Source organism: Ottowia thiooxydans DSM 14619, from assembly GCF_000422885.1.
Lineage (GTDB): Bacteria > Pseudomonadota > Gammaproteobacteria > Burkholderiales > Burkholderiaceae_C > Ottowia > Ottowia thiooxydans.
In genome coordinates, this window is record NZ_AUGX01000008.1 from 184,639 (window position 1) to 209,099 (window position 24,461).

24 protein-coding genes and 1 pseudogene are annotated in these 24,461 nt (G+C 59.7%); 13 read left to right on the forward strand and 12 right to left on the reverse strand.

Going from position 1 to position 24,461, the window contains the following annotated elements; genetic code table 11:
• Position 1 precedes the first annotated feature (1 nt).
• The 12 genes from G518_RS33885 to G518_RS40335 all read left to right on the forward strand — a co-directional run bounded on the left by G518_RS33885 (position 2) and on the right by G518_RS40335 (position 13,538).
• Positions 2–1,411 (forward strand): UDP-N-acetylmuramoyl-tripeptide--D-alanyl-D-alanine ligase, encoded by a 1,410-nt coding sequence (locus tag G518_RS33885; protein WP_036593577.1) that lies wholly within the window; start codon positions 2–4, stop codon positions 1,409–1,411.
• Positions 1,401–2,579 carry a phospho-N-acetylmuramoyl-pentapeptide-transferase gene (mraY, locus tag G518_RS0104555; protein ID WP_028601522.1) on the forward strand — a complete coding sequence of 393 codons (1,179 nt, stop codon included), beginning with the start codon at positions 1,401–1,403 and terminating at the stop codon, positions 2,577–2,579. The genes G518_RS33885 and mraY overlap by 11 nt, the downstream gene beginning before the upstream one ends.
• On the forward strand, positions 2,579–4,099 hold the full coding sequence (murD, locus tag G518_RS0104560) for a UDP-N-acetylmuramoyl-L-alanine--D-glutamate ligase (protein ID WP_028601523.1): 1,521 nt from the start codon (positions 2,579–2,581) through the stop codon (positions 4,097–4,099). The genes mraY and murD overlap by 1 nt, the downstream gene beginning before the upstream one ends.
• Positions 4,096–5,367, forward strand: a complete 1,272-nt coding sequence (gene ftsW / locus G518_RS0104565) for a putative lipid II flippase FtsW (RefSeq protein ID WP_028601524.1) — start codon at positions 4,096–4,098, stop codon at positions 5,365–5,367. The genes murD and ftsW overlap by 4 nt, the downstream gene beginning before the upstream one ends.
• On the forward strand, positions 5,364–6,458 hold the full coding sequence (gene murG, locus G518_RS0104570; protein ID WP_028601525.1) for an undecaprenyldiphospho-muramoylpentapeptide beta-N-acetylglucosaminyltransferase: 1,095 nt from the start codon (positions 5,364–5,366) through the stop codon (positions 6,456–6,458). The genes ftsW and murG overlap by 4 nt, the downstream gene beginning before the upstream one ends.
• Complete coding sequence (gene murC / locus G518_RS0104575) at positions 6,455–7,888, forward strand: UDP-N-acetylmuramate--L-alanine ligase (RefSeq protein ID WP_028601526.1); 1,434 nt, start codon at positions 6,455–6,457, stop codon at positions 7,886–7,888. Before murG ends, murC begins: the two co-directional genes overlap by 4 nt.
• Positions 7,885–8,868 carry a D-alanine--D-alanine ligase gene (locus G518_RS0104580; RefSeq protein WP_028601527.1) on the forward strand — a complete coding sequence of 328 codons (984 nt, stop codon included), beginning with the start codon at positions 7,885–7,887 and terminating at the stop codon, positions 8,866–8,868. The genes murC and G518_RS0104580 overlap by 4 nt, the downstream gene beginning before the upstream one ends.
• A complete protein-coding gene (locus G518_RS33890; protein WP_036593579.1) occupies positions 8,865–9,659 on the forward strand; it encodes a cell division protein FtsQ/DivIB in 795 nt (264 codons plus the stop codon). The genes G518_RS0104580 and G518_RS33890 overlap by 4 nt, the downstream gene beginning before the upstream one ends.
• A gap of 36 nt (positions 9,660–9,695) precedes the next feature.
• The gene (gene ftsA, locus G518_RS0104590; protein ID WP_028601528.1) at positions 9,696–10,925 is read left to right on the forward strand and encodes a cell division protein FtsA; all 1,230 of its coding nucleotides are present in this window, start codon (positions 9,696–9,698) and stop codon (positions 10,923–10,925) included.
• Between the two features lie 134 nt (positions 10,926–11,059).
• Positions 11,060–12,271 carry a cell division protein FtsZ gene (ftsZ, locus tag G518_RS0104595; protein ID WP_028601529.1) on the forward strand — a complete coding sequence of 404 codons (1,212 nt, stop codon included), beginning with the start codon at positions 11,060–11,062 and terminating at the stop codon, positions 12,269–12,271.
• Positions 12,272–12,428: 157 nt separating this feature from the next.
• The gene (gene lpxC / locus G518_RS0104600) at positions 12,429–13,352 is read left to right on the forward strand and encodes a UDP-3-O-acyl-N-acetylglucosamine deacetylase (protein WP_028601530.1); all 924 of its coding nucleotides are present in this window, start codon (positions 12,429–12,431) and stop codon (positions 13,350–13,352) included.
• Positions 13,353–13,361: 9 nt separating this feature from the next.
• Entirely contained in the window at positions 13,362–13,538 is a 177-nt protein-coding gene (locus tag G518_RS40335) for a hypothetical protein (RefSeq protein ID WP_169457895.1), read from the forward strand.
• A 64-nt stretch (positions 13,539–13,602) separates the two neighbouring features.
• Here G518_RS40335 and ureG read toward each other — a convergent pair whose 3' ends face one another.
• The 7 genes and pseudogenes from ureG to G518_RS0104640 form a co-directional block, all read right to left on the reverse strand.
• Positions 13,603–14,265: an urease accessory protein UreG gene (ureG, locus tag G518_RS0104610; protein ID WP_028601531.1), complete on the reverse strand. Its 663-nt coding sequence runs from the start codon at positions 14,263–14,265 to the stop codon at positions 13,603–13,605.
• Entirely contained in the window at positions 14,262–14,975 is a 714-nt protein-coding gene (locus tag G518_RS0104615) for an urease accessory protein UreF (protein ID WP_028601532.1), read from the reverse strand. Before G518_RS0104615 ends, ureG begins: the two co-directional genes overlap by 4 nt.
• Positions 14,962–15,492 (reverse strand): annotated as a pseudogene (ureE, locus tag G518_RS0104620) (urease accessory protein UreE); the annotation flags it as partial. The pseudogene ureE and the gene G518_RS0104615, both read right to left, overlap by 14 nt.
• A 16-nt stretch (positions 15,493–15,508) precedes the next feature.
• The gene (gene ureC, locus G518_RS0104625; protein ID WP_028601534.1) at positions 15,509–17,227 is read right to left on the reverse strand and encodes an urease subunit alpha; all 1,719 of its coding nucleotides are present in this window, start codon (positions 17,225–17,227) and stop codon (positions 15,509–15,511) included.
• Positions 17,228–17,271: 44 nt separating this feature from the next.
• A complete protein-coding gene (locus G518_RS0104630; protein ID WP_028601535.1) occupies positions 17,272–17,580 on the reverse strand; it encodes an urease subunit beta in 309 nt (102 codons plus the stop codon).
• A gap of 13 nt (positions 17,581–17,593) precedes the next feature.
• Positions 17,594–18,202: a HupE/UreJ family protein gene (locus tag G518_RS0104635; RefSeq protein WP_028601536.1), complete on the reverse strand. Its 609-nt coding sequence runs from the start codon at positions 18,200–18,202 to the stop codon at positions 17,594–17,596.
• A gap of 38 nt (positions 18,203–18,240) precedes the next feature.
• Entirely contained in the window at positions 18,241–18,543 is a 303-nt protein-coding gene (locus G518_RS0104640) for an urease subunit gamma (protein ID WP_028601537.1), read from the reverse strand.
• A 300-nt stretch (positions 18,544–18,843) separates the two neighbouring features.
• Here G518_RS0104640 and G518_RS0104645 point away from each other — a divergent pair, with 300 nt between their 5' ends.
• Positions 18,844–19,674, forward strand: a complete 831-nt coding sequence (locus tag G518_RS0104645) for an urease accessory protein UreD (protein WP_028601538.1) — start codon at positions 18,844–18,846, stop codon at positions 19,672–19,674.
• Between the two features lie 214 nt (positions 19,675–19,888).
• Here G518_RS0104645 and hmgA read toward each other — a convergent pair whose 3' ends face one another.
• From hmgA to mtgA, 5 genes are all read right to left on the reverse strand, one after another.
• Complete coding sequence (gene hmgA, locus G518_RS0104650) at positions 19,889–21,202, reverse strand: homogentisate 1,2-dioxygenase (protein ID WP_028601539.1); 1,314 nt, start codon at positions 21,200–21,202, stop codon at positions 19,889–19,891.
• A gap of 35 nt (positions 21,203–21,237) precedes the next feature.
• Positions 21,238–21,777 (reverse strand): crossover junction endodeoxyribonuclease RuvC, encoded by a 540-nt coding sequence (ruvC, locus tag G518_RS0104655; RefSeq protein WP_028601540.1) that lies wholly within the window; start codon positions 21,775–21,777, stop codon positions 21,238–21,240.
• A 39-nt stretch (positions 21,778–21,816) separates the two neighbouring features.
• A complete protein-coding gene (locus G518_RS0104660) occupies positions 21,817–22,821 on the reverse strand; it encodes a phosphatidate cytidylyltransferase (RefSeq protein WP_028601541.1) in 1,005 nt (334 codons plus the stop codon).
• Positions 22,822–23,061: 240 nt separating this feature from the next.
• Positions 23,062–23,697 (reverse strand): lysophospholipid acyltransferase family protein, encoded by a 636-nt coding sequence (locus G518_RS0104670; protein ID WP_084651471.1) that lies wholly within the window; start codon positions 23,695–23,697, stop codon positions 23,062–23,064.
• Entirely contained in the window at positions 23,694–24,419 is a 726-nt protein-coding gene (gene mtgA, locus G518_RS0104675) for a monofunctional biosynthetic peptidoglycan transglycosylase (protein ID WP_028601543.1), read from the reverse strand. Before mtgA ends, G518_RS0104670 begins: the two co-directional genes overlap by 4 nt.
• Between the last annotated feature and the right edge of the window lie 42 nt (positions 24,420–24,461).

Below are 24,461 nucleotides of genomic sequence, written 5' to 3' on the forward strand. Positions count from 1 at the left end.
TATGAATTTGCGCCTTGACCAAGCTGCCGCCTGGATTCCAGGCGCGCAGGTCGCCGGTGATGGCACCGTGCAAGTGGCACGCGTGCATACAGATACCCGCACGTTAGCGCCGGGTGACTTGTTCGTCGCCATCAAGGGTGATCGTTTCGACGCCGCTGAATTTCTTGTGGAGGCCAAGGCCAAAGGGGCCGTGGCCGCGCTTTGCAATACAGAAGCGCAAGCGCTTTTGCACGCTGCGGGCTTGCCTGGCTTGCTGGTGCCTGATGCTCGGGCGGCGATGGGCGCGCTGGCTGCTGGATGGCGTAACCAATTTGATCTGCCGCTGATTGCGGTGACCGGCAGCAATGGCAAAACCACGGTGACGCAGATGATCGCCGGCATCCTGAGCGCGTGGCGTGGCGAGGCCGCGCTGGCGACGGAGGGCAACTTCAATAACGACATCGGCTTGCCGCTGACCTTATTGCGCCTGCGCGCCTCTTCCCTGGTGGCGGTGGTGGAGCTGGGTATGAACCACCCGGGCGAAATCGCTACGCTCGCGGCTATTGCGCGCCCCACGGTGGCACTGGTCAACAACGCTCAGCGTGAGCATCTGGAATTCATGGCTTCCGTGGAGGCAGTGGCGCTTGAAAACGGCACGGTGTTCGGGGCGCTTCAAGCTCATGGAACCGCAGTGTTTCCGGCAGGCGATTCGTTTGAAAGCCTTTGGCGTTCCCTGTCTGAGGGGCGCCGGCAGTCCCTGTTCGGGGCGAAGGACTCGGGCGCTGCGGTGCATGCCACGTCAGCAGAATGGTTGGCCGATCACTGGAAGATCAATGCCGCCACGCCGTCGGGCGAAGTGCGCTTCGAGTTGCATATGCCTGGCCGCCACAACGTAGCCAATGCGCTGGCCGCGCTGGCATGTGCGGCAGCGGCTGGTGCACCGGTGGAAGCCATGGCGCAAGGACTCAGCGCGTTTCGTCCAGTCAAGGGTCGTACGCGCTCCTTGCTTTTGCGCCAACGCGGACGTGCCATCACACTGGTGGACGATACCTACAACGCTAACCCTGACTCGGTACGCGCCATCATCGACGTACTGGCCGAACTGCCCGGCCCACGTCTGCTGGTGCTGGGCGATATGGGTGAAGTCGGTGACCAAGGCCCGGCATTCCATGCCGAGGTGGGAGCCTATGCGCGCGAGCGCGGCATTGAGCGTCTGCTCGCCCACGGGCCTTTGGCCATACACGCTGCCATGGGCTTTGGTGGCGGCCGGCATTTCAAGGACATCACGGAATTGATAGACGCCGTGCGCACATCTATGGGGCAATGCGTCAGCATTGCTGTGAAGGGATCGCGTTTCATGCGCATGGAACGCGTGGTGCAAGCACTCGCAACGCCTGCTGATGCGCAAGTGGAGGGCACCCATGCTGCTTAGCCTTGCCACGTGGCTTCAGGCGCAGTCACCCGAATTCGGGTTTTTCCGCGTCTTTCAGTACATCACCTTCAGGGCTGTGATGGCGGCCGTCACCGCGCTGCTGATTGGCATTCTGGCTGGCCCGTTTGTGATTCGCCGCCTGACTGAGCTCAAGATCGGCCAGCCTATCCGCGGCTATGGCATGGAAACGCATCTGAGCAAGAGAGGTACGCCAACCATGGGTGGCGTACTGATCCTGATCTCTATTGCCATCTCGACTTTGCTCTGGTTCGACTTATCCAACCGGTTCGTCTGGATTGTGATGCTGGTTACCTTTGGCTTTGGCGCCATTGGTTGGGTGGATGACTGGCGCAAGGTGGTCAACAAAGACCCTGAAGGCATGCGTTCGCGCGAGAAGTATTTCTGGCAATCCATCATCGGTTTGTTGGCTGCGCTTTGCCTGGTGTTCAGTATTTCGGAGAGTTCGAACGAGCGCGTGCTGGAGTTGTTTGTGGCTTGGATGCGCTCAGGCTTCACCATTGATCTGCCGCACGCTGCGGGGCTGATGGTGCCGTTCTTCAAAGAAGTGAGCTACCCGCTGGGTGTGCTGGGCTTTGTGATCCTGAGCTACCTCGTGATCGTGGGCTCCAGCAATGCGGTCAACCTGACTGACGGCCTGGATGGTTTGGCGATCATGCCGGTCATCATGGTCGGCTCGGCACTGGGAATTTTCGCGTATGTCACTGGTAGCTCGGTCTATGCCCGCTACCTGTTGTTTCCCCATATTCCAGGCACTGGCGAGCTGCTGATTTTCTGCGCCGCCATGGCGGGGGCCGGTTTGGCCTTCCTCTGGTTCAACGCCCATCCAGCGCAAGTGTTCATGGGCGATGTAGGCGCGCTTGCTTTAGGTGGTGCGCTTGGCACTATTGCCGTTATCGTGCGCCAGGAAATAGTGCTGGCCGTCATGGGTGGCATCTTTGTGGTGGAAGCTCTTTCGGTCATGTTGCAAGTGGCTTGGTTCAAGTTCACCAAACGGCGTTATGGCGAAGGCCGCCGGTTGCTGAAGATGGCGCCGTTGCACCACCATTTTGAGAAAAGCGGTTGGGCTGAGACTCAGGTCGTTATTCGTTTCTGGATCATCACCATGCTGCTTTGCCTGGTGGGGTTGTCATCACTGAAGCTCAGGTAATGAACACCCTCCTGCAAGATCGCCGCATCCTGATCCTGGGTCTGGGCCTTTCTGGTTTGGCCATGGCTCGTTGGTGCGCGCGTCATGGGGCGCAAGTGTCGGTGGCTGACACGCGCGAAGCACCCCCACAACTGGAAGAGTTGCGGGCAGAAATTCCGGGAGCTCACTTCATTGCGGGTCCTTTGGATGCTGGGTTGATAGGAGAAGAAGGGTTTCACGCGATCTATCGCAGCCCAGGTCTTGCGCCATCTGAGCTGGCTGCGCTCACAGCGGCCGCGCGTGAGAGCGGCTTGATAGTGGAGGGCGAGTTGACCCTTTTCGCTCAGGCGTTGGAACACCTGAAAGCCGAGCGCGCTTACGAGCCTTCCGTGCTGGCCATCACAGGAACCAACGGCAAGACCACGGTGACTTCGCTCACAGGTCAATTGGTGGAGCGCGCTGGAAAGTCAGTCGTGGTGGCAGGCAATATTGGCCCGTCTCTGCTCGATATGCTTGGCCAGGCGCTGGATCAGGACGCTCTGCCAGAGGTCTGGGTGCTTGAGCTTTCGAGCTTCCAACTCGACGCGGTGGCGCACTTTGAACCTACCGCGTCCACCGTGCTGAACTTGACGCAGGATCACCTCGACTGGCATGGCGACATGGCCACCTACGCCGCGGCGAAAGCGAAGATTTTCGGTGCCAACGGCGTGATGATCATCAATCGTGACGACCCTTTGGTCGCTGCGCTCCGGCCTCCAGTTCCCACTGGTAAAGCGGCCCGCCTGCCTCAGCGCCCGGTCCTGACATTTGGAGCCGGACTGCCTCTCGCGCCTGAAGACTTCGGCATCGAAGTCGTCAACGGCATGGCTTGGCTGGTGCGTGCGCTTGAAGCCGACGAAACTTTGCGGCGTCGCAAAGACGCCGCCGAGGAAATTCATCTGCAGCGGTTGATGCCCGTGGATGCACTGCGCATTCGCGGACGCCACAACGCTGTCAATGCCTTGGCTGCACTGGCCCTGGCAGTCAGCTGCGGCTGCCAATTGGCTCCCATGTTGTACGGCCTGCGCGAATACCGTGGTGAGCCGCACCGAGTGGAATCCATCGGTCTGTTGGGTGATGTGGAGTATTTCGACGACAGCAAGGGTACAAACGTGGGCGCCACCGTGGCGGCGCTCAATGGTTTGGGTGCTGATCGGAAGCTCGTCGTGATCTTGGGAGGGGACGGCAAGGGACAGGATTTCTCCCCGCTGGCAGATCCCGTGGGGCACTTCGTGCGTGCGGTCGTATTGATTGGGCGAGATGCAGCCCTGATCCGCTCCGCATTGGAGGGAACTGGCGTGCCGCTCATGGATGCCGCCGATATGGAGCAAGCGGTGGCGCTTGCCCGTGAGCACGCGCAAGCAGGTGATGCTGTACTGCTCTCGCCAGCTTGTGCCAGCCTGGATATGTACCGAAATTACGGCCATCGCGCAGATGCGTTTTGTACCGCAGTGCGGGAGATCGCGCACGCCGAAGGGGTGGAAATGGAGGTGCCGGCATGAACGCCGCCGTCGAGCCATCGCCCGTGATTGAGCCCAAGGGCCGCAAGCGCCGTGCCGCGAGAGCGGCCAGTGAGCATCTGCCAGTGCGTATTGGCGGTATGGAATACGCCCGCACGGCCAATACTCCCACGCGTGTCCTGGGGTTTGATCAAGCGCTTATCTGGGCCTGCCTGTTTCTGCTGGCATGGGGCTTGGTGATGGTGTACTCGGCCACTATCGCCATGCCTGACAACCCGCGCTTTGCGCGCTTTGGGCCCAATTTCTTCGTCTATCGCCACGCCTTGTGGATCTGCGTTGCCTTTGTGGCGGCGCTGATTACGTTCCAGGTGCGCATGGACTGGTGGGAGAAAGCCGCTCCCTGGCTTTTTGTGGTGGCACTCGCGTTGCTCATAGCGGTGCTGATCCCTCACGTGGGCAGTGTCATCAATGGCGCTCGTCGTTGGATCTCACTCGGCCCCATGAATTTCCAGCCGTCCGAGGTCGCCAAGCTGGCCGTGTTGCTTTACGCATCTGACTATATGGTCCGCAAGATGGATGTGAAGGAGCGGTTCTTTCGCGCGGTACTGCCCATGGGGGTTGCGGTGGGCGTGGTGGGTCTGCTGTTGTTGGCTCAGCCAGACATGGGCGCTTTCATGGTGATTGCGGTCATCGCCATGGGCATCTTGTTCCTGGGCGGTGTGAACGCGCGCATGTTCTTTCTCATCGCCGCTGTCCTAGTGGTCGCTTTCGCATTGATGATTGCTTCTTCTGAATGGCGGCGTGAGCGGATCTTCGCCTATCTCGATCCATGGAGCGAGGTGCACGCGCTAGGCAAAGGCTATCAACTCTCGCACTCCTTGATTGCGATCGGCAGGGGTGAGATATTCGGCGTTGGCCTGGGTGGCAGCATTGAAAAGCTGCACTGGCTGCCCGAAGCCCATACCGACTTCCTGCTCGCCGTGATCGGCGAAGAGTTCGGCCTCATCGGGGTGGTGTGTGTGATCGGCATGTTCATGTGGTTGACCAGGCGCATCATGCACATTGGCCGTCAGGCGATTGCTCTCGATCGGGTCTTTTCCGGTCTGGTCGCGCAAGGTATCGGCTTGTGGATGGGATTTCAGGCGTTCATCAATATCGGTGTGAACCTGGGTGCCTTGCCGACCAAAGGGCTGACGCTGCCCTTCATGAGCTATGGAGGTTCGGCCATCTTGGCGAACCTGGTGGCGATCGCCATCGTACTGAGAGTAGACGTAGAGAACCGCCAACTGATGCGTGGGGGGCGGGCATGAGCGCTGTGATCAAGGCTTCCTCCAACAAGTGCGCGCTGGTGATGGCCGGAGGCACTGGAGGGCATATCTTCCCAGGTCTCGCGGTCGCCGATGAGTTGCGTGAGCGCGGTTGGCGTGTGCACTGGCTGGGCGCGCCGGGAAGCATGGAAGAGCAACTGGTTCCGCCTCGCGGCTATGCCTTCGAGCCAGTGGTGTTTGGTGGTGTGCGCGGCAAGGGCGCGAAGACACTTTTCCTGCTTCCGCTGCGTCTGCTCAGGGCGTTCGGGCAAAGCATGGGTGTGATCCGTCGGGTCAAGCCAGACGTGTTGGTGGCCTTTGGCGGATACATCACCTTCCCAGGCGGCATGATGGGCGTGGCCCTGAACAAGCCTCTCGTCTTGCATGAGCAAAACTCGATAGCGGGCATGGCCAACAAGTTTTTGGCGGGCATCGCGGATCGGGTGTTCACAGCGTTTCCCGGAGTGCTGCCCAAGGCGCGAAAAGTGCAGTGGGTGGGCAATCCCCTGCGCGCAGCGTTCACGCAGGGCCCCGCACCTTCAGAGCGTTTTGCCGGACGAAGTGGCCCACTGCGTGTATTGGTTGTGGGCGGAAGCTTGGGCGCTAGAGCCTTGAATGAAGTGGTGCCTCAGGCGCTGGCCATGCTGGGCGCCGGACAGCGACCCGTCGTCACACATCAGAGCGGGGCCAAGCAGATCGATGAATTGCGCGCGGCCTATGAGAAGGCTGGTGTTGAAGCGACGCTTGTTCCTTTCATAGACGATATGGCCAGTGCTTATTCAGAAGCTGATCTGGTGATTTGCCGCGCCGGCGCCACCACGGTGAGCGAAATTGCGGCCATTGGTGCAGCCGCACTGTTTGTGCCATTCCCCGCAGCCGTGGACGACCACCAGACCGCTAACGCGAAGTTCCTGGTCGACCAAGGTGCTGGCTGGTTGATCCAGCAGCGTGATCTGACGCCCCAGGTGCTTGCCGATTTGCTGCAGGGCACCAACCGGGCCACGCTGCTTTCCTTTGCGGAAAAGTCCAGAATAATGAGAAAAACGAACGCCGTCGAGAACATCGTCACGGCCTGTGAGGAGTTGGCCGCATGAAGCACGCCATTCGCCATATCCACTTCGTCGGCATCGGCGGCTCTGGCATGAGTGGTATTGCCGAGGTCTTGCACAACCTGGGCTACAAGATTTCCGGCTCTGATCTTTCAGACAGCAGCACCTTGCAACGCTTGGCAGCGCTTGGCATCAAGACGTTTGTGGGGCATGACGCTGCGAACACTGAAAGTGCTGATGCGGTGGTGACCTCTACAGCGGTCAAGGCAGACAATCCTGAAGTATTGGCAGCCCGGGAAAAGCGTATTCCGGTGGTGCCACGCGCGATGATGCTGGCTGAGTTGATGCGACTCAAGCAGGGCATTGCAATTGCCGGCACACACGGCAAGACCACCACCACCAGTCTGGTCGCCAGCGTGTTGGCTGAAGCCGGGCTCGACCCTACCTTCGTGATTGGTGGGCGGCTCAATAGTGCCGGGGCCAACGCGCGCCTGGGAGCAGGTGACTACATCGTGGTCGAGGCGGATGAGTCGGACGCGTCATTTCTGGATCTTCTGCCCGTGATGGCAGTGGTCACGAACATCGACGCCGACCACATGGAAACCTACGGCCACGACTTCAATCGTCTGAAGAAGGCCTTCGTAGATTTCCTGCACCGCATGCCTTTCTACGGCACGGCCATCCTTTGTCTGGAGAGTGCAGCGGTGCGCGAGATCGCAGACACCCTGGCCTGCCCCGTCACTTCTTATGGGTTTGCGGAAGACGCGCAGGTTCGTGCCGTGGATGTGCGCGCCGTGCAAGGGCAGATGCATTTCACAGTTCAACGCCGTAACGGCGTGCAACTGCCTGATCTTCCCGTGGTGCTCAACTTGGCGGGCGAGCACAACGTTCTCAACGCACTGTCTGCCATCGCGGTGGCGGTTGAGCTCAATGTCCCTGATGCGGCCGTGCAGAAAGCGTTGGCCGAATTCAAGGGGGTTGGCCGGCGCTTTCAGCACTATGGAGACCTGCCTGCAAAAGGCGGCGGCACTTTCACGGTCATCGACGATTACGGACACCACCCGGTGGAGATGGCTGCCACGTTGGCGGCGGCGCGCGGCGCGTTCCCTGGCCGCCGCCTGGTGCTGGCGTTCCAGCCGCATCGCTACACCCGCACGCGCGACTGCTTTGATGATTTTGTCAGTGTCATAGGCACCGCCGATCGAGTGGTGCTGACCGAGGTGTACGCCGCCGGTGAAGAGCCCATCGTCGCTGCTGACAGCCGTTCGCTGGCGCGGGCACTGCGCGTGGCGGGCAAGGTCGAGCCGGTCTTTGTAGCTGACGTATTTGATCTTCCTGCTTTTGCGGTCGAGCACGCGCGCGGTGGTGATGTCGTGATGTGTATGGGGGCCGGTTCTATAGGCGCCATACCGGGGAAAATCGTTGAGTTGCTACAAAAAATAGAGCATAATTCGAACGTTATCAATCCATCATGACGACAAGCATTGTTCAACTCGGAAAAGTGGCTGTCCTGATGGGTGGCCAGTCAGCGGAACGCGAGGTTTCGCTGATGTCCGGCGCCGGCGTTCTGGCCGCGCTCCGAAGCCGTGGTGTTGATGCCCACGCCTTCGATCCGGCCGAACGTGGCATGGATGAATTGCGCCGTGAGGGCTTTGCTCGCTGCTTCATCGCGCTACATGGCCGCTACGGTGAAGATGGCACGGTGCAAGGCGCTCTGGAATTGCTGGGCATTCCATATACCGGTGCTGGCGTGCTGGCTTCGAGCATGGCCATAGACAAGGCCATGACCAAACGCGTCTGGGTAGCCGAAGGTCTCTCCACCCCACGTCACGTTTTGCTGCAAAAGGGGCAATGCACTCCCGAGCAGGTGCTCGCCTTGCCTGGTGAATTGGGCTTGCCTCTGATTGTCAAACCCGTGCGCGAAGGTTCGTCACTCGGGGTGACCAAGGTTGTGAATCACTCGCAAGTGCAGGGGGCTATCAATGCTGCCTCCGCCATGGATGCTGACATCATGTGCGAGCAATTCATTTCGGGAGATGAAGTCACCTGCGCAGTGTTGGGGACGGGTGATAGCGCATGTGCACTTCCCGTTATTCATATCGTGGCGCCTGAAGGCCAATACGACTACCAGAACAAGTACTTCACCGACTCGACGCAATATCGGGTGCCTTGCGGTCTGCCGCCAGGCGAGGAGGAGGCTATTCAGTCCCTGGTGCTCAAGGCGTACCGAGTGCTCGGCTGCCGCGGTTGGGGGCGGCTTGATGTCATGATCGATGGGGTCACCCGCAAACCTTATCTGCTGGAGATCAACACAGCACCTGGCATGACCAGCCATTCGCTGGTGCCCATGGCCGCCAAGGCCGTCGGGATCAGCTACGAAGATTTGTGTCTCCACCTGCTCGAATCGGCAACGCTCGATTACCCCGCCAGGCAAGCGCAAGGATCGGCTGCATGAATACGGCCATGCCATTGCCGCTGGACGTCAGGTTGATGAACCTGACCACCTCCATCCTGGCCACGGCCTTGGTGCTGGGGTGCCTGGCCGCAGGCTTGTGGTGGGTCATGCGCAACCCCGCTTTTGCGATTGGCCGCATTACCGTCGAAGGCGATACCACCCATAACAGTTCGGCGAGTCTGCGGGCCAATGTGGCCCCGCGTCTGGCAGGCAATTTCTTTACGCTTGATCTGGATGCGGCGCGTGCGGCTTTTCAGTCGACTCCCTGGGTTCGCAAAGCCATGGTGCAACGCGTCTTTCCTGATCAGCTCAACGTGACTTTGCAAGAGCATGTGCCTGCTGCCATTTGGGGCGAAGACAACACGCACATGGTCAACGCGCAGGGTGAGGTTTTCGAAGCCGTCGCTGACGACGCTGAGGAAGAAGGCTTGCCTCGATTGCTTGGTCCGGAGGGTCGTGCTTCGGAATTGCTGCAGATGTACCGTCTTCTAGCGCCGCTGCTCAAACCGCTGGGTCAGCCAGTGGAAGAGCTTGCGCTGGAGGCACGCGGAAACTGGCGCGCGGAACTGGAGAACGGTGCCGTCCTGGAGTTGGGGCAAGGATCGGCGGAGGAATTGAAAGCCCGGTTAACGCAGTTCGCCAGCACGGTGGGGGATGTCGCAGCACGGCACCAACGCGGCGTAGAGGCGATTGAGTTCGCCGATCTACGGCATATATCCGGCTACGCGCTGCGCTTGCGCGGCGTGGCGACGGGCAAGCCTGAGCCAAAGCCCGTGCGGCCCAAGCGATGAGATGAAGCGAAAAGCAAAAGAAACACTGGTGAAAAGATGGCAAAAGAGTACAAGGATCTGATCGTCGGCCTCGATATCGGCACCGCCAAAATCATGGTGGTGGTGGGAGAGGTATTGCCCGGCGGCGACCTGAAACTCGCCGGATTGGGCGTGGCGCCCAGCAACGGCTTGAAGCGAGGTGTGGTGATCAACATCGACGCTACGGTCGCCAGCATTCAGCAAGCTTTGAAAGAGGCTGAGTTGATGGCCGACTGCAAGATTGCACGCGTCTACACCGGCATCACCGGCAGCCATATCCGCGGCATCAATTCGAGCGGAATGGTCGCGGTCAAGGACAAGGAAGTTACCCCTGCGGATGTCGCGCGAGTCGTGGAGACCGCCAAGGCCATCAATATTTCGAGTGACCAGCGCTTGTTGTTGGTCGAACCTCAGGAATTTGTCATTGACGGTCAAGATGTCAGAGAGCCTGTGGGCATGAGCGGTATGCGCCTGGAGGCCAAGGTGCATATCGTCACGGGTGCGCAAAGCGCAGCAGAGAACATCATCAAGTGCGTGCGCCGCTGCGGGCTGGATGTCGATCACCTCATGCTCAACCCGTTGGCATCGGCTCAGGCCGTGCTGACTGATGACGAGCGCGAATTGGGCGTCGTGTGTGTCGATATCGGTGCCGGCACAACCGATGTGTCCATCTTCACCGGAGGTTCAATTCGGCACACCGCAGTGATCCCGATTGCAGGCGATCTGATCACCAGTGATATCGCCATGGCCTTGCGTACGCCCACCATGGATGCCGAAGACATCAAGGTCGAGCACGGTTTTGCCAAACAGCTGTTGGCCGACGCAGAAACCCAGGTAGAGGTACCGGGGCTGGGCGATCGCACGCCACGCATGTTGTCCAAACAGGCACTGGCCGGCGTTATCGAGCCTCGCGTCGAAGAAATTTTCTCGCTGGTACAGCAAGTGATTCGTGAATCGGGCTTCGAGGAAGTGCTGTCCTCCGGTGTGGTGCTGACTGGTGGCAGCTCCGTCATGCCTGGCATGCTCGAGTTGGGGGAAGACATCTTCCTCAAGCCTGTGCGGCGCGGCATTCCCAAGTATTCCAGGGCTTTGTCAGACATGGTGGCACAACCAAGAGCCGCCACCGTCATGGGCTTGATGGAAGAAGCCCGGCAGGCTCGCCTGCGCGGTTTCAAAGTGGCGCAAAAGAGCGGTGGCATGAAAACCGCATTTGGCCGCATCAAAGATTTCATTGTGGGTAATTTCTGATGACCCCACGAGCCACCAAGCATCAAAGCACGGGGCCTCCGACCTGGGCCCCCGAGTAAAGAGCATCAGGTCAATGAAAAAAAACAAATTCAATTTTTCCCAATTAACGGCAACTGCAGGCAAGGAGTGACATCATGAGCATCGAGATGATTGAAACGGACGGATTTCACGCAGGCACCCTGATCAAGGTGATTGGAGTTGGCGGCGGTGGCAGCAACGCCGTCGATCACATGATCTCGCGCAGCGTGCAGGGCGTGGAGTTCATTTGCGCCAATACGGATGCGCAAGCTCTGGGTCGCACCAAGGCTTACGCCAGCATCCAGCTCGGCACGAGTGGCCTGGGCGCGGGCAGCAAGCCTGATAAAGGCCGCGAGGCAGCTGAAGCAGCCAGCGACGACATTCGCCAGGCCATTCGCGGCGCGCACATGCTGTTCATTACAGCAGGCATGGGCGGCGGTACGGGAACTGGCGCGGCGCCAGTGATCGCCCGCATTGCCAAAGACATGGGCATTCTCACCGTCGGTGTGGTGACCAAGCCGTTCGATTGGGAAGGCGGGCGCCGCATGACCAACGCCGAGTCGGGTTTGTCCGAACTGGAAGCCAACGTTGATTCGCTGATCGTGGTGCTCAACGAAAAGCTGCTCGAAGTGCTGGGCGACGAAGTCACTCAGGACGAAGCTTTCGCTCACGCCAACGACGTGTTGAAAAACGCAGTGGGCGGCATTGCCGAGATCATCAATGAATACGGCCATGTGAACGTCGACTTCGAAGACGTACGTACCGTGATGGGTGAGCCTGGCAAGGCCATGATGGGAACCGCAGTGGCCAACGGTCCGGACCGCGCCCGTATTGCCGCTGAGCAAGCTGTGGCCTGCCCGCTGCTGGAAGGGATCGATCTCTCCGGCGCCAAAGGCGTGCTGGTGCTCGTCACGGCCGCCAAGGGTTCACTCAAACTGAGCGAATCGCGCGAAGCCATGAACACGATCCGTGCTTATGCCTCACAAGATGCTCACGTCATCTACGGCGCTGCCTACGACGACAGCCTGGGCGAGGCCATCCGCGTGACGGTGGTAGCTACAGGCTTGTCACGCCAAGGCGTGCGCCGTCAGCCCATCACTGTGGTGCAGGGCGGTCTGCGTACGGGTACCGACAACGTGCCGTTCTCCATGCCCTCCGCGAACGGAATGGGTGTTGGCAATCCCCACGACTACGGACAGATGAGCGTCCCGAGCGTCTGGCGTAAGCCACCGGATCGTACCCACGCTGCTGCACGGGTTGACGCCTTGTCTTCGGGTGGTATGGATGATTTCGAGATTCCAGCCTTCCTGCGCAAGCAAGCCGACTAATTGTTGGGCCTGGTAAGGCATTAAGGCGTTGTGCAGGTGTTGTGCATCGCTGGCAATGACAAATGACAGTGGCTTTCGCGACGGCGGAAGCCCTGTCATTTTTCTTTGAATTCACCCAAGTGCCGAGCGTCTTTGTTGGAAAACCTAAAATAGCGCCATGCTTTCGCAACGCACCCTGAAATCACTCACCCGCGCCGTGGGCGTCGGCCTGCACAGTGGCGAACGGGTGGAGTTGACATTGCGCCCCGCCCCGCCAGACACAGGCATCGTGTTTAGGCGCGTTGATTTGCCGGAGCCGGTAGATATTCCGGTCAATGCCACTTCTGTCACTGACACCCGCCTGGCGTCCACTATTTCCAGTGGTCATGCCAAAGTGCGCACCGTTGAGCACTTGATGTCGGCCTGCGCCGGTCTGGGGCTGGATAACCTCTACATCGACATCACTGCAGAAGAAGTGCCTATCCTTGATGGCTCGGCTTCTTCCTTTGTTTACTTGCTGCAGAGCGCTGGGATTGAGCTGCAAAAGGCTCCCAAGCAGTTTCTCCGTGTCAAGAAAGCGGTAGAAGTGCGTGAAGGGGAGGGTGACCAACTGAAATGGGCTCGTCTTGACCCCCATCACGGTTTCACTTTGAGCTTTGAAATTGATTTCGATCACCCCGCGGTGGATTCCACTGCGCAGCGCGTCGAGTTTGACATGGGTTCTGGCCGTTACAGCCGCGATATCGCTCGGGCGCGCACCTTCGCTTTCAGCCGGGATGTCGAGATGATGCGGGCCAGTGGCCTGGCCCTTGGCGGAGGTTTCGACAATGCCATCGTCATGGATGATTTCAAAGTACTCAACAGCGATGGCCTGCGCTACGCCGAGGAGTTCGCCAAGCACAAGATTCTGGATGCCATTGGCGATCTTTACTGCATAGGCAAGCCCATGCTGGCTGCCTACGGAGCTTTCCGTTCGGGCCATGGGCTCAACAATAAACTGCTACGCGAGTTGCTGGCGCAGCCCGACGCCTACGATATGGTGACTTTTCCCGATGAGAGAAAAGCCCCCGCCGGATTCGCGCAATTAGCGCGTGCCTGGTAAGGAGTCAGCGTGCTGCTGTTTCGCTGGGCCATCCTGCTTTTCCTCCTGTTCTCAGGAGTTTGCTTTGCGTATTACGCTGCAACCGGTGATGCCCGTTTCAAGCGGATCGGCTGGGTTGTACTTAGGTGGACTATCCTCGCCGCGCTCGGATTCTTCGCAGTATTGATCGCCGAACGGGTGCTCTAGGCCCGCGCTCCTGGGCGTGTGAACGCCAGCGGGCGTAGCCCGCGCAGTGAGAGGGGGATGCGCTTCAGGCGACCAACAGCCCCTGCTTTTCGATAAATGCCACCACCTCATCCAGACCGTCCAAGGTCTTCAGGTTGGTCATGACGAAGGGCTTGAGTTCCTTGCGTGTGGTGCGCATCCGCGTGGTGTCTTCCCGCATCACGTCCAGATTGGCCCCTACGTAGGGCGCCAGATCGGTTTTGTTGATCACGAACAGATCGCTTTTGGTGATGCCCGGACCACCTTTGCGCGGGATTTTTTCACCAGCGGCGACATCAATCACGTAAATCGTAAGGTCTGACAACTCGGGGCTGAAGGTGGCAGCCAGGTTGTCGCCCCCCGATTCAATGAATACGATGTCAGCATCGGGAAACTGCGCCAGCATGCGGTCGATGGCCTCCAGGTTGATAGAAGCATCTTCACGGATGGCAGTGTGCGGGCAGCCCCCGGTCTCCACGCCCATGATGCGCTCAGCGGGTAGCGCGCCGCTGACGGTCAAGATGCGCTGGTCTTCCTTGGTGTAGATGTCGTTGGTGATGGCGATCAGATCCCACTTGTCTCGCATGGCCTTGCACAGCATTTCAAGGATGGTGGTTTTGCCCGAACCCACAGGGCCGCCGATGCCTACGCGCAAGGGCGGCAGTTTTTTTGTGCGATGAGGAATATGGTGAAGTGCCGTAGAGGTCATGAGCGGAACAATCGTGAATACTGATGTTCATGCCGGGCGGAGTGAATCGCCAGCATGGGTGAGAACGCCTGGCGTGTTTCGTTAGAGAGTGCTTGGGCGTGCGCGACTGCGATGGGAATCTCGTGGGCTAACTGCGCCAGGATGCGCTGCCCTGCGCTCTGGCCCAGTGGCACGGCCTTGAGGGCGGCTTGCACCATGTTTTCTGCCCAGCCGAATGCGTAGGCGAGTAAAGCGTTTTGCACGGATGCCTCGGAGAAGGCTGTGGCCAGTGCGAAAGCGATGGGGTAAGTGGGCCGCTGCTGCGACAACGCTGCCAGTCGAGCTACCTGGCTCGTGCGCTCAGCATCGTTGGTGTGTTGATTGCGCAGCCAATCAGCCAGCGACCGGCCCATTTGTTCCGTTTGCAGGCGAAGTTCCCTGCTTTCCCGGGTGAAAAGAATCCAGTCATTGAGTTCTTCCACGCGGGTTACATCGCCCTCATGCCATGCTGGAAGTGCTTGCGCAATGGCAGCCATGTCGCCGCGTGCCTGCGTTAAGTGAAGTTGCTGCGCCAGCCAGTCGGCCGCTTCGGCTTCCGTGGTCACTAGCGAAGCATCGATGGCCGCTTCAAGCACTTCGGAGTAGGAAAACCCACCCACGGGTAGCGCGGGCGAGGCCAGCCACATCAGCTGAAGGAGGGTCGCGGGAGAGGGCTCAGTGCTCATGCCCATGCCCTTGATGGCTATGGTCGTGACTGTGGCCGTGACCATGGCCATGCCCGTCGTTGGTGACATGGCCGCCATAGGCTCCGCCTTCTGGTTCGAAGGGAAGTTCAGCTTCGATCACCGTCATGTGCATGGCGCGCAGCATGTCTGCCAGCACATGATCGGGTTCGATCTTCAGGTGATCCGGCTGCAGTTCTATGGGCACATGGCGGTTGCCCAAATGGTAGGCAGCTCGCATCAGGTCAAAGGGCGAACCATGCTGGGCGCAGGCTGTGATGCGCAGCACTTTTTGTGGCGAGGCCAATACGCTGATCAAACTGCCATCCTCGGCGACCAGCACGTCGCCACCGCGCACGGCTTGGCCGCGCGGCAGGAAAACGGCCACACTGCGTCCCTGGCTATCGATCGCAGAGAAGCGGCTTTTTTGGCGCACATCCCAATCCAGCTCTATGGTGGCTGCGCGTTTGATGAGGGCTGATGAAAGGCCTTGCCCTTGAGCCAGGAGTTTGTTGACGTTCAGCATATGGCCCGAATTGCGCTCAAAACAGAAAGTATCGCTGAGCCATTGGCAGGCTGACTGCCGGCTCGCAAGTCAGCAGTTCTCCATTGGCACGCACGGCGTAGGTCTGGGCATCCACTTCCATATGAGGTGCCAGATCGTTATGGATCATGTGGCGCTTTTGTACGCCGCGTATGCCTTTGACCGCGGACAAGCTCTTGTGCAGCCCAAAGCGCGCGCCAATACCTGCTGCCAGGCCAGCTTGTGAGACAAAGGTGAGCGAACCGCGCGCATTGCTTCCCGCGAACGAGCCGAACATGGCGCGGTAGTGCACAGGTTGAGGTGTGGGAATGCTGGCATTGGGGTCGCCCATCGCTGCCATGGCGATGCTGCCGCCCTTCAGGATGCAGGCAGGCTTCACGCCAAAGAATGCGGGTTTCCAGAGCACGATGTCGGCCCACTTGCCCACTTCCAGGCTACCCACCTCGTGGCTGATGCCGTGAGCGATGGCGGGGTTGATGGTGTATTTGGCAATGTATCGCTTGGCGCGGAAGTTGTCATTTCGCGCGCCATCACCTTGCAGTGCACCGCGCTGCTGCTTCATCTTGTGTGCGGTTTGCCAGCAACGCAGGATGACTTCGCCCACACGTCCCATGGCCTGGCTGTCGGAGCTGAACATACTGATGGCGCCGATATCGTGCAGGATGTCCTCCGCCGCAATGGTTTCCTTGCGAATACGGCTTTCGGCAAATGCCAGGTCTTCGGCAATACCCGCATCCAGGTGATGGCAGACCATGAGCATGTCCACGTGCTCGTCCAGGGTGTTCACCGTGTAGGGGCGTGTAGGGTTGGTGGAGCTGGGCAACACATTGGCTTCACCCACTACCTTCAGAATGTCGGGTGCATGGCCGCCGCCCGCGCCTTCGGTGTGGAAGGTGTGAATGGTTCGGCCCTTGAAAGCGGCCACGGTATCTTCCACAAAGCCGCTTTCATTGAGCGTATCTGTGTGAATCGCGACCTGGGTATCGGTTTCCTCTGCGACCGTCAGGCAATTGTCGATAGCGGCAGGCGTACTGCCCCAGTCCTCGTGCAGCTTCAGGCCAATGGCGCCCGCATTGATCTGTTCATGCAGCGCGTCTGGCAGGCTGGCATTGCCCTTCCCAAGAAACCCGAGATTCATGGGAAAGGCGTCGGCCGCCTGCAGCATGCGCTCCATATGCCAGGGTCCGGGGGTGCAGGTGGTGGCAAAGGTGCCTGTAGCAGGGCCGGTGCCCCCTCCTATCATGGTGGTCACTCCGCTGGCCAGAGCCTCCTCAATCTGCTGAGGGCAGATGAAGTGGATGTGTGTATCTATGCCGCCTGCGGTGACGATCAAGCCCTCGCAACTGATGATCTCGGTGCCCGGACCGATGACGATGTCCACGCCGGGCTGCGTATCCGGATTTCCTGCTTTGCCAATAGCGGCCACGCGGCCGTCTCTGAGGCCTATGTCGGCCTTGACGATGCCCCAGTGATCAATGATCAGTGCATTGGTGAGCACCGTGTCCATCGCACCCTGCGCACGGGTGCGCTGGCTTTGCGCCATGCCGTCGCGTATGGTCTTGCCGCCGCCGAACTTCACTTCTTCGCCATAACCGCCAGCGACCAGGGTGAAGTCTTTTTCCACTTCGATGATGAGATCGGTGTCCGCCAGGCGCACGCGATCACCCACCGTCGGGCCAAAGGTTTCGGCGTAGGCGCGCCTGTTCATGGTGGCCATTTAAAAGTCTTCCCTTGAGTGGTAACGGTACGAAGCAGGCTGGCTCATTTCAGTGCTCCCATGACCAAACCGCGAAAACCGTAGATGTGCCGATCACCGCCTATATCAACCAACTCCACCGTACGCTGCTGGCCGGGTTCGAAGCGAACCGCCATGCCGCTGGCAATGTTCAGGCGCATGCCCCGCGCGGCGGGGCGGTCGAAATCCAGGCTGGCATTGGTCTCCGCGAAGTGGTAGTGCGATCCCACCTGTATGGGGCGATCGCTTGCATTCTTCACCACGAGGGTCAAAGTGCGTCGGCCGGGATTGAGGACATGCGAGCCCTCGTCTATCAAGAATTCACCTGGAGTCATGCTCGCCTCACCGTCAAGCCAATCGAGCCAACATGAACGCACCCAGCAAAGCCGTGGCCCCGCCACCTAGTGTGGCCAGCCATTGATGGCGCTGCATCACTGCTCGGCCCAACACGATGCCCGCAATATGCAAGGCTCCCGAACCCAGTGCCACGCCAACGAGGGCGCCGATCACAGCCTCCCCGCTGCTTGCGGACAGTTCCCGGCCGTGCGCTGCCCCGTGGAAGAACGCGAATACGCCCGCCAGCGCCGCAGCAACCGCCCAGGGCATCTGTTTCTGAACGGCCACCAACAAACCCAGCACCAGCACAGAAGCGGCAATCATGGGTTCCACGCCCGGTATCCACAATCCGGCAAAGCCGGCGAGGGCACCGGCCACCAGCAGCGCCACGAAAGCAGCTGGTGCTCGCCACGCAGGTGTCACCGTCAAAGCGCTCCACACTCCCACTGCGAGCATGGCAGCCAGATGATCGGCACCGGTGAACGGATGCGTGAATGCATGGGCGAAGCTGTCCAGCAGGCCATGATGGCCGCCGCCATCGGTACCCGTATGCGCTAAAACGGGTAGGGGTAGCGCCCAGGCCGCAGCGGTCGCCGAGATGATCAGTTGTTTGATTTTCATAAGACGTACGAAAGAGAAGTCAAAGAGTGTCTGGCGGGTCAAACGATGGGGTCATGTACGGTGACCAGTTTGGTGCCGTCCGGAAAGGTGGCTTCGATCTGGATGTCTGGAATCATTTCCGGCACGCCCACCATCACGTCTTCTCGCCTCAGTACGGTGCGGCCCGCGCTCATGAGTTCGGCCACCGTGCGTCCATCGCGCGCACCTTCCATCACAAAGGCGCTGATGAAAGCCACCGCTTCCGGATAGTTGAGCTTCACGCCTCGCGCCTTGCGCCGCTCGGCCAGCAGGGCAGCGGTGAAGATCAGCAGCTTGTCTTTTTCGCGAGGGGTGAGTTCCATGCATAGGATGTGCGCAAGCACCATGCCAAGTCGCTTTTGAAATTGGGGCGAGAATTCACCAAGAAGGGGATATGAATGTGCAAAGGTGGTTCGACGCGCCAACTTATGGTGCGTCAGTGCACCGACATGGTGCCATCAGGCCCTCTGTCGCATGACGCGGCCGCGGCGCTCCGGCCTCGCCGAAGTGGCGGCGTAGATCTTGCAAGGTGATCAGGAACACGTTCGAACAAGAGCAGGGCAGTACGTTGAAGTTTTTGTGGTCTGCACGGGCATGCCGAACTCACTCACACTTTTCGATCCATGGCATGGCACGCAAAACTCGCGCTTGACTATCAAGCGCGGCAAGGAAAATCCACAGTGCAGTTCCTGCACGATGGGCCTTTACGCGTCCTCAAAAGCCTGTATCCAGAAGGGCATGCTGTTTGCCACAACGTGCTTGTGCACCCGCCTGGTGGCTTGGTCGGGGGTGATGTGCTCGACATCTCTGTGCATGTGGGCGAGGGCGCCCATGCGCTGGTCACGACCCCAGGGGCCACGCGTTTTTACAAAAGCAACGGACAGAAAGCGCAGCAGCGAACGCGCTTGCAGCTTGACCCTGGCGCGCGGCTGGAGTGGCTACCGCTTGAGGCCATTGCATATAACGCCTGCGATGCCGCCAATCACGTGGAGTTTGCGCTGGCTGACGGTGCGCAGTTACTGACCTGGGATGTCACTGCCTTCGGCTTGCCTATGGCTGGCCAGCACTTCGAGCAAGGCGCGCTGACGCAACACATCGAGTGGCCGGGGCACTTTCTGGAGCACGGCGTGATCGCCGCAAAGGATAAGCTGCTGCTCGATGGCGCTTTGGGCTTGGCCGGGCACCGCTGCATGGCCAACCTGATCCTGGCCAGTGGCACGCCTTTACCGCGTGGTCAGCGTGAGGCGCTGCAGGAAAGTACCCATGCGCTGCTGCAGTCTGCGCCGGAAGGGCTGATCGCCGGGGTGACCGCGCCTAACGACCATATGCTGGTGTTACGCGGGCTCGCTCCGGTGGTGGAGCCCGCAATGCAGCTCTGGAAAACCGTGTGGGCGCATTGGCGCTCGGAGCTTTGGGGTTTGAAAGGCGAGGCGCCCAGGATCTGGTCGACCTAGGAGGCTGTCGGACTTGGAGCGCCGATAGCGAAAATGGGCCCCAGCGAGGACAGTTTTCATGGGATTTGCAGGCCCATAGCCTAGCTATAGGTCAAAAAGACCGTGAAAAATGGACCGCTGCGGCCCATTTGCAGCCGGCGATTTCCAAGTCCGACAGCCTCCTAGGGCGTGTTCACGACATCGCCCTATTTCTCCGCGTTTCCCGTTGAAAAAATCACCCCGGCTTGAACTGATCCTTCAACCCCGCCCAACAATCGGCATACTCCGTGTCTAGCGTGGGGCTGTTCAAGGCGCTTTCAGTGGGAATCAAGCGATAGCGACTTTCAAACATGAAGGCCAGGGTGTTGTCGAGCTTTTGCGGCTTGAGATCTGCATGGCTGGCCTTGTCGAAGGCGTCCTCATCTGGCCCGTGCGGCACCATCAGGTTGTGCAAGCTTGCGCCGCCCGGCTTGAAGCCTCCGGGCTTGGCGTCGTACTCCCCGTAGACCAATCCCATGAATTCGCTCATGACATTGCGGTGGTACCAGGGCGGGCGGAACGTGTTTTCCATCACCAGCCAACGCGGCGGGAAAATGACGAAATCACAGTTGGCGGTGCCGGGGGTGTCGCTGGGTGAGGTGAGCACGGTAAAAATGGACGGATCCGGGTGATCGAAGCTGATCGATCCGATGGTCATGAAATCGGCCGTGTCATACCTCACAGGTGAAAGATTGCCGTGCCACGCCACTACGTTGAAGGGCGAATGACTGGTGGGTGCGTGCCAGAAGCGGCCACCAAATTTCTTCACAAGCTCATAGGCGACCTCGCCTTCCTCAAAAGCAGCTACCGGGGCTTGGAAATCGCGCGCATTGGCCAGGCCGTTGGAACCAATGGGGCCTAGCTCAGGCAAGCGGAAATGCGCACCGTAGTTCTCGCACAGGTAGCCGCGCGAGGGGCCATCGGGCAATCCCACCTTGAACACCACGCCGCGCGGTATCAGGGCGATCTGACCGGGTTTGACCTCCAGCACGCCCATCTCGCTCGTGATGACCAAGCGGCCTTGCTGGGGAACCAAAAGTATTTCACCATCGGCATTGACGAAGGCCCGGCGCTCCATGGAGCGGCCGGCCAGATACACGTGGGCTGCCAAGCCTTGTTGCGAATCGGCATCGCCGTTGGCCGCCATGGTGTGGACACCGTCGATGAAGTCGATGTCGGCCACATTGGCCGGAAGCGGCGCAGGATGCCAGCGCATAGGTTCGGGCGGCACGGCCATCGTGCGGTCGCCGCCAGTGCGCCAGGTTTTCTGCTCGTAAGCTTGATAGCGGCCTGCCACTACGGAGGGCTGGCGGCGGTAGAGCCAGGAGCGGCGATTCTCATGCCGTGGCGCGGTGAAGGCAGTGCCTGAGATCAGTTCCGGGTAGAGGTCAAAGGGCGCACGCTGGGGGCTGTTGCGGCCTTGCGGCAGCGCGCCGGCCACGGCTTCGGTGGCATATTCATTGCCAAAGCCGCTTTGGTAGCGGCGCTCTGTATTGAATTGATCATTCATGCAGATTCCTCAGTTGCAAGTTTTGACTTGTTTTTTCAACGCGCACGCCTATACATGCTGTTGGTGCTGCGCGCGAGACCGGCAGCATGCAACCGGTCAATCGTGCGGCCGGCATGTGCGTGGGTGATGGCAAGGCCCAGGGCATCGGCTGCGTCTGGCCGGGGAGCTGAGGGCAGTTCGAGCAGTCGCTGCACCATCGCCTGCACTTGCTCCTTGGCGGCCCGGCCGTGCCCGGCCACTGCTTGCTTCATCTGCAACGCGGTGTATTCGGCCACCGGCAAATCGCAGGACACCAGAGCAGTCACGCAGGCGCCGCGCGCTTGGCCAAGCAGCAAGGTGGCTTTGGGGTTTACGTTCACGAACACGATCTCCACCACGGCGGAGTCGGGCTGATAGCGAGCCTTCAGCTCGCAAATTCCGTCGAAGAGGATTTTTAGCCGGGCAGGGAGATTGCCGATATCAGCGCTGGAGGTCTGGATGACCCCACTGGCCACATACCGGAGAGCAGACCCTTCGACATCAAGCACGCCAAAGCCTGTGGTGCGCAAGCCGGGATCAATGCCGAGAATTCTCATTTGCTACTCATTTTATAGCAAATTTCCAAGGCCAGGCGCCTAGATCCCAAAATACCAACGCACGGAATGAAAGAACACCGGCGCCGCAAAGCACAAGGCGTCGACGCGGTCGAGCAAACCGCTGGCTCCTGTGACCGACGGCGTGTGGCCACCCCAATTGGTCACTCCCCGGTCGCGCTTGAGCGCTTTCATCACCAGATGGCCGAGCGAGCCAGCCACGCCGGCGACCAGGGACATCGCGGCAGCCTGACCGAGATCGAAGGGCGTGACGCCAGTCAGCATGACGCCGATCAGGGCGCCAGCTCCAATACCTATGAACCAATTGCGCCAGGAAAAACTGGAGCTGACATTGGGCGCGTGCGCACGCCCGGGCCAATACCGGTTGGCCAAGTGTTGTACCAGCATGCAGGTCTGCACCACAATGGCAAGAAAAAAGACCAGGAAGGCGCTGCGTCCGCTCCAACCGGGAAAATTGAGAAGCAGCAGAGCCGGTACGTGGGACAGTCCGTATACGCAGACCATGATGCCCCACTGAACTTTGGCTGTGCGTTCCAAAAAACCCTGCGGGTCATCCGCCAGTGCACTCACCACTGGAATGGCAAGGAATACGTAGACGGGAATAAACACTGTGAAGAGGTTGAAATAGCTTCCCCCCACCAACCAGTACTGGATAGGCAGCACGACGAAGAACGCCAGCACCAGGCTGCGGTGATCGCCTCGCCGCGTAGGAGACAGAGTAATGAATTCGCGTAGCGCCAGGAAGGAAACCAGCGCGAAAAGCACAGTGGCTGCCGTACTGCCAGAGGCCCAGGCGCACCAAAATACCAGCGCCATGAACCAGGAATGTCGCAGGAGGGTACGGCCGTGGTGGAGGTCAGCAGCATGGCCGAAGCCGGGCTTGCCTTCTTCCGGATCTTCGCTGCCGCGCTCCCGCAGTGAGAGTGCCAACAATGCCGCTGTGGCCAAAATCAATATGCCGAAAACGAGCAGAAAGAGTGCGGTCACCTGCTGATCAGGTGTGAGGCGGCCAAGGAACTCAATCATTGTTAAGCTGGAAACGGCAGTTGAACACGCCCGAGCAGGTCGGCATCAAGCGGGCTGGCAAGACGAGAGGACGCGACAGGCTAGTGCCTGCAAGAACGAGCAACGCCGCCAGCGCGTTTGAGGTCGGTCTGATCGGGTGTGTAGCGCTCTCACCTGAGGAGTGAACGGACGCTAATCGCGTAAAGCCTGTATTCATGCGGATTTTGTGCAGCTATAAAGCGGTCAATTGCCGTTTCAAGGTTATATGTCTCTCAGAGCTATGACCGCCTGCCGCGCACGATCGAGAAATGAGCGCCGCTCCTCATCAGGTTCCAATCGGATCGGTACGCCAAAGGTGACCGAGCACAGCACAGGAACCGGCACCACTTCCCCCTTGGGCATCACGCGCTGGACGTTGTTGATCCAGGCTGGCACGAGCACGACTTCAGGAAACTTCTGTGCGAGGTTGTACAAACCGGCTTTGAACGGTTGCGGCTCGGGTGCGTTGCCGCGCGTGCCTTCTGGAAAGATGATGAGCGAATCACCGCTCGTCAGCGCATCTATCAGCGGCTGCAACGGATCTTCATCGCCCTTGCGTTCGCGTTCCACGTAAACGGCGTTGAATACAGACGTGGTGATCCAGCGCCGGAAGTTGCTTTTGGTCCAGTAGTCCTTGGCGGCGATAGGGCGCGTGATGCCACGTAACTCTTCCGGAAGTGCCGCCCAGATCATCACCAGGTCGGCGTGGCTTTGGTGGTTTGCGAAGTAAATGCGTTGCTCTGCCTTGGGTGGCGCGCCGTACCAACGCGCCTGCGCCCCCGTAAGTAGCCGCACGATGCCGAGTAAGAGATAGCCCATGGCCTTGGCGGCCAGCTGATTACCTAGGAATAGTTTCATGGTAATTCAGCACTGCGCATGCGCGTCATGATCACTTGCGCGCGATGGTTCAAATAGGCCGAGCGCGGAACCTTCTCGAAATAACGTGGCCTGGGCAACATGACGGCCAGACGCCCAGCCTCATAAGCGCTCAGTTGCGAAGCGCTTTTCTTGAAGTAGTGCCGTGCGGCCGCTTCGGCACCAAAAACGCCTTCGCCCCATTCGACATTGTTGAGATAGATCTCCAGGATGCGCTGCTTGTCGAGCAGTTTTTCCAAGGCGTAAGTCAGTACCAATTCTTGCCCTTTCCGCGGCAGCGTGCGTTCTCCTGACAGCAGCAGGTTCTTGGCCAATTGCTGGGTAATGGTGGATCCCCCGCGGATCTTCACCTGCCGCGCCGGGAGGTTCTTTTCCGCGCGCTTGGCGGCGGCTTCCTCAGCCTTGGCATTGCGGTCCCAGGCTTTCTCAATGGCCTCCCACTCCACGCCGTCGTGGTTGATGAAATCATCGTCTTCCGAGGCGATCACGGCGCGTTTCAAATTGTCCGAAATCGCGTCGTAGGGGAGCCATTGCTGACGCCAACGGAGCCTGCCGTCAGTGGCCAGGCGCCAGGCTTCCGAACGTTGAAAGCTGGTGGACTGAGGGTCAATCACCACCATCAGCGCGATACGGCCGATGAAAAACAACTCCAGCATCAGCAAGGATAGTGCTACGAGCAGTAGCCAATGAACAACTTTGCGCATTTTCACGAGCAATGTGGTGGGACTTCCTTCCCCCTATGGAGA

What these genes read in the sequence shown, in the direction of transcription:
- G518_RS33885 (WP_036593577.1), top strand. Translation starts at nt 2, where the DNA reads ATGAATTTGCGCCTTGACCAAGCTGCCGCCTGGATTCCAGGCGCGCAG.
- mraY (WP_028601522.1), top strand. Translation starts at nt 1,401, where the DNA reads ATGCTGCTTAGCCTTGCCACGTGGCTTCAGGCGCAGTCACCCGAATTC.
- murD (WP_028601523.1), top strand. Translation starts at nt 2,579, where the DNA reads ATGAACACCCTCCTGCAAGATCGCCGCATCCTGATCCTGGGTCTGGGC.
- ftsW (WP_028601524.1), top strand. Translation starts at nt 4,096, where the DNA reads ATGAACGCCGCCGTCGAGCCATCGCCCGTGATTGAGCCCAAGGGCCGC.
- murG (WP_028601525.1), top strand. Translation starts at nt 5,364, where the DNA reads ATGAGCGCTGTGATCAAGGCTTCCTCCAACAAGTGCGCGCTGGTGATG.
- murC (WP_028601526.1), top strand. Translation starts at nt 6,455, where the DNA reads ATGAAGCACGCCATTCGCCATATCCACTTCGTCGGCATCGGCGGCTCT.
- G518_RS0104580 (WP_028601527.1), top strand. Translation starts at nt 7,885, where the DNA reads ATGACGACAAGCATTGTTCAACTCGGAAAAGTGGCTGTCCTGATGGGT.
- G518_RS33890 (WP_036593579.1), top strand. Translation starts at nt 8,865, where the DNA reads ATGAATACGGCCATGCCATTGCCGCTGGACGTCAGGTTGATGAACCTG.
- ftsA (WP_028601528.1), top strand. Translation starts at nt 9,696, where the DNA reads ATGGCAAAAGAGTACAAGGATCTGATCGTCGGCCTCGATATCGGCACC.
- ftsZ (WP_028601529.1), top strand. Translation starts at nt 11,060, where the DNA reads ATGAGCATCGAGATGATTGAAACGGACGGATTTCACGCAGGCACCCTG.
- lpxC (WP_028601530.1), top strand. Translation starts at nt 12,429, where the DNA reads ATGCTTTCGCAACGCACCCTGAAATCACTCACCCGCGCCGTGGGCGTC.
- ureG (WP_028601531.1), bottom strand. Translation starts at nt 14,265, where the DNA reads ATGACCTCTACGGCACTTCACCATATTCCTCATCGCACAAAAAAACTG.
- G518_RS0104615 (WP_028601532.1), bottom strand. Translation starts at nt 14,975, where the DNA reads ATGGGCATGAGCACTGAGCCCTCTCCCGCGACCCTCCTTCAGCTGATG.
- ureC (WP_028601534.1), bottom strand. Translation starts at nt 17,227, where the DNA reads ATGGCCACCATGAACAGGCGCGCCTACGCCGAAACCTTTGGCCCGACG.
- G518_RS0104630 (WP_028601535.1), bottom strand. Translation starts at nt 17,580, where the DNA reads ATGACTCCAGGTGAATTCTTGATAGACGAGGGCTCGCATGTCCTCAAT.
- G518_RS0104635 (WP_028601536.1), bottom strand. Translation starts at nt 18,202, where the DNA reads ATGAAAATCAAACAACTGATCATCTCGGCGACCGCTGCGGCCTGGGCG.
- G518_RS0104640 (WP_028601537.1), bottom strand. Translation starts at nt 18,543, where the DNA reads ATGGAACTCACCCCTCGCGAAAAAGACAAGCTGCTGATCTTCACCGCT.
- G518_RS0104645 (WP_028601538.1), top strand. Translation starts at nt 18,844, where the DNA reads ATGGCATGGCACGCAAAACTCGCGCTTGACTATCAAGCGCGGCAAGGA.
- hmgA (WP_028601539.1), bottom strand. Translation starts at nt 21,202, where the DNA reads ATGAATGATCAATTCAATACAGAGCGCCGCTACCAAAGCGGCTTTGGC.
- ruvC (WP_028601540.1), bottom strand. Translation starts at nt 21,777, where the DNA reads ATGAGAATTCTCGGCATTGATCCCGGCTTGCGCACCACAGGCTTTGGC.
- G518_RS0104660 (WP_028601541.1), bottom strand. Translation starts at nt 22,821, where the DNA reads ATGATTGAGTTCCTTGGCCGCCTCACACCTGATCAGCAGGTGACCGCA.
- G518_RS0104670 (WP_084651471.1), bottom strand. Translation starts at nt 23,697, where the DNA reads ATGAAACTATTCCTAGGTAATCAGCTGGCCGCCAAGGCCATGGGCTAT.
- mtgA (WP_028601543.1), bottom strand. Translation starts at nt 24,419, where the DNA reads ATGCGCAAAGTTGTTCATTGGCTACTGCTCGTAGCACTATCCTTGCTG.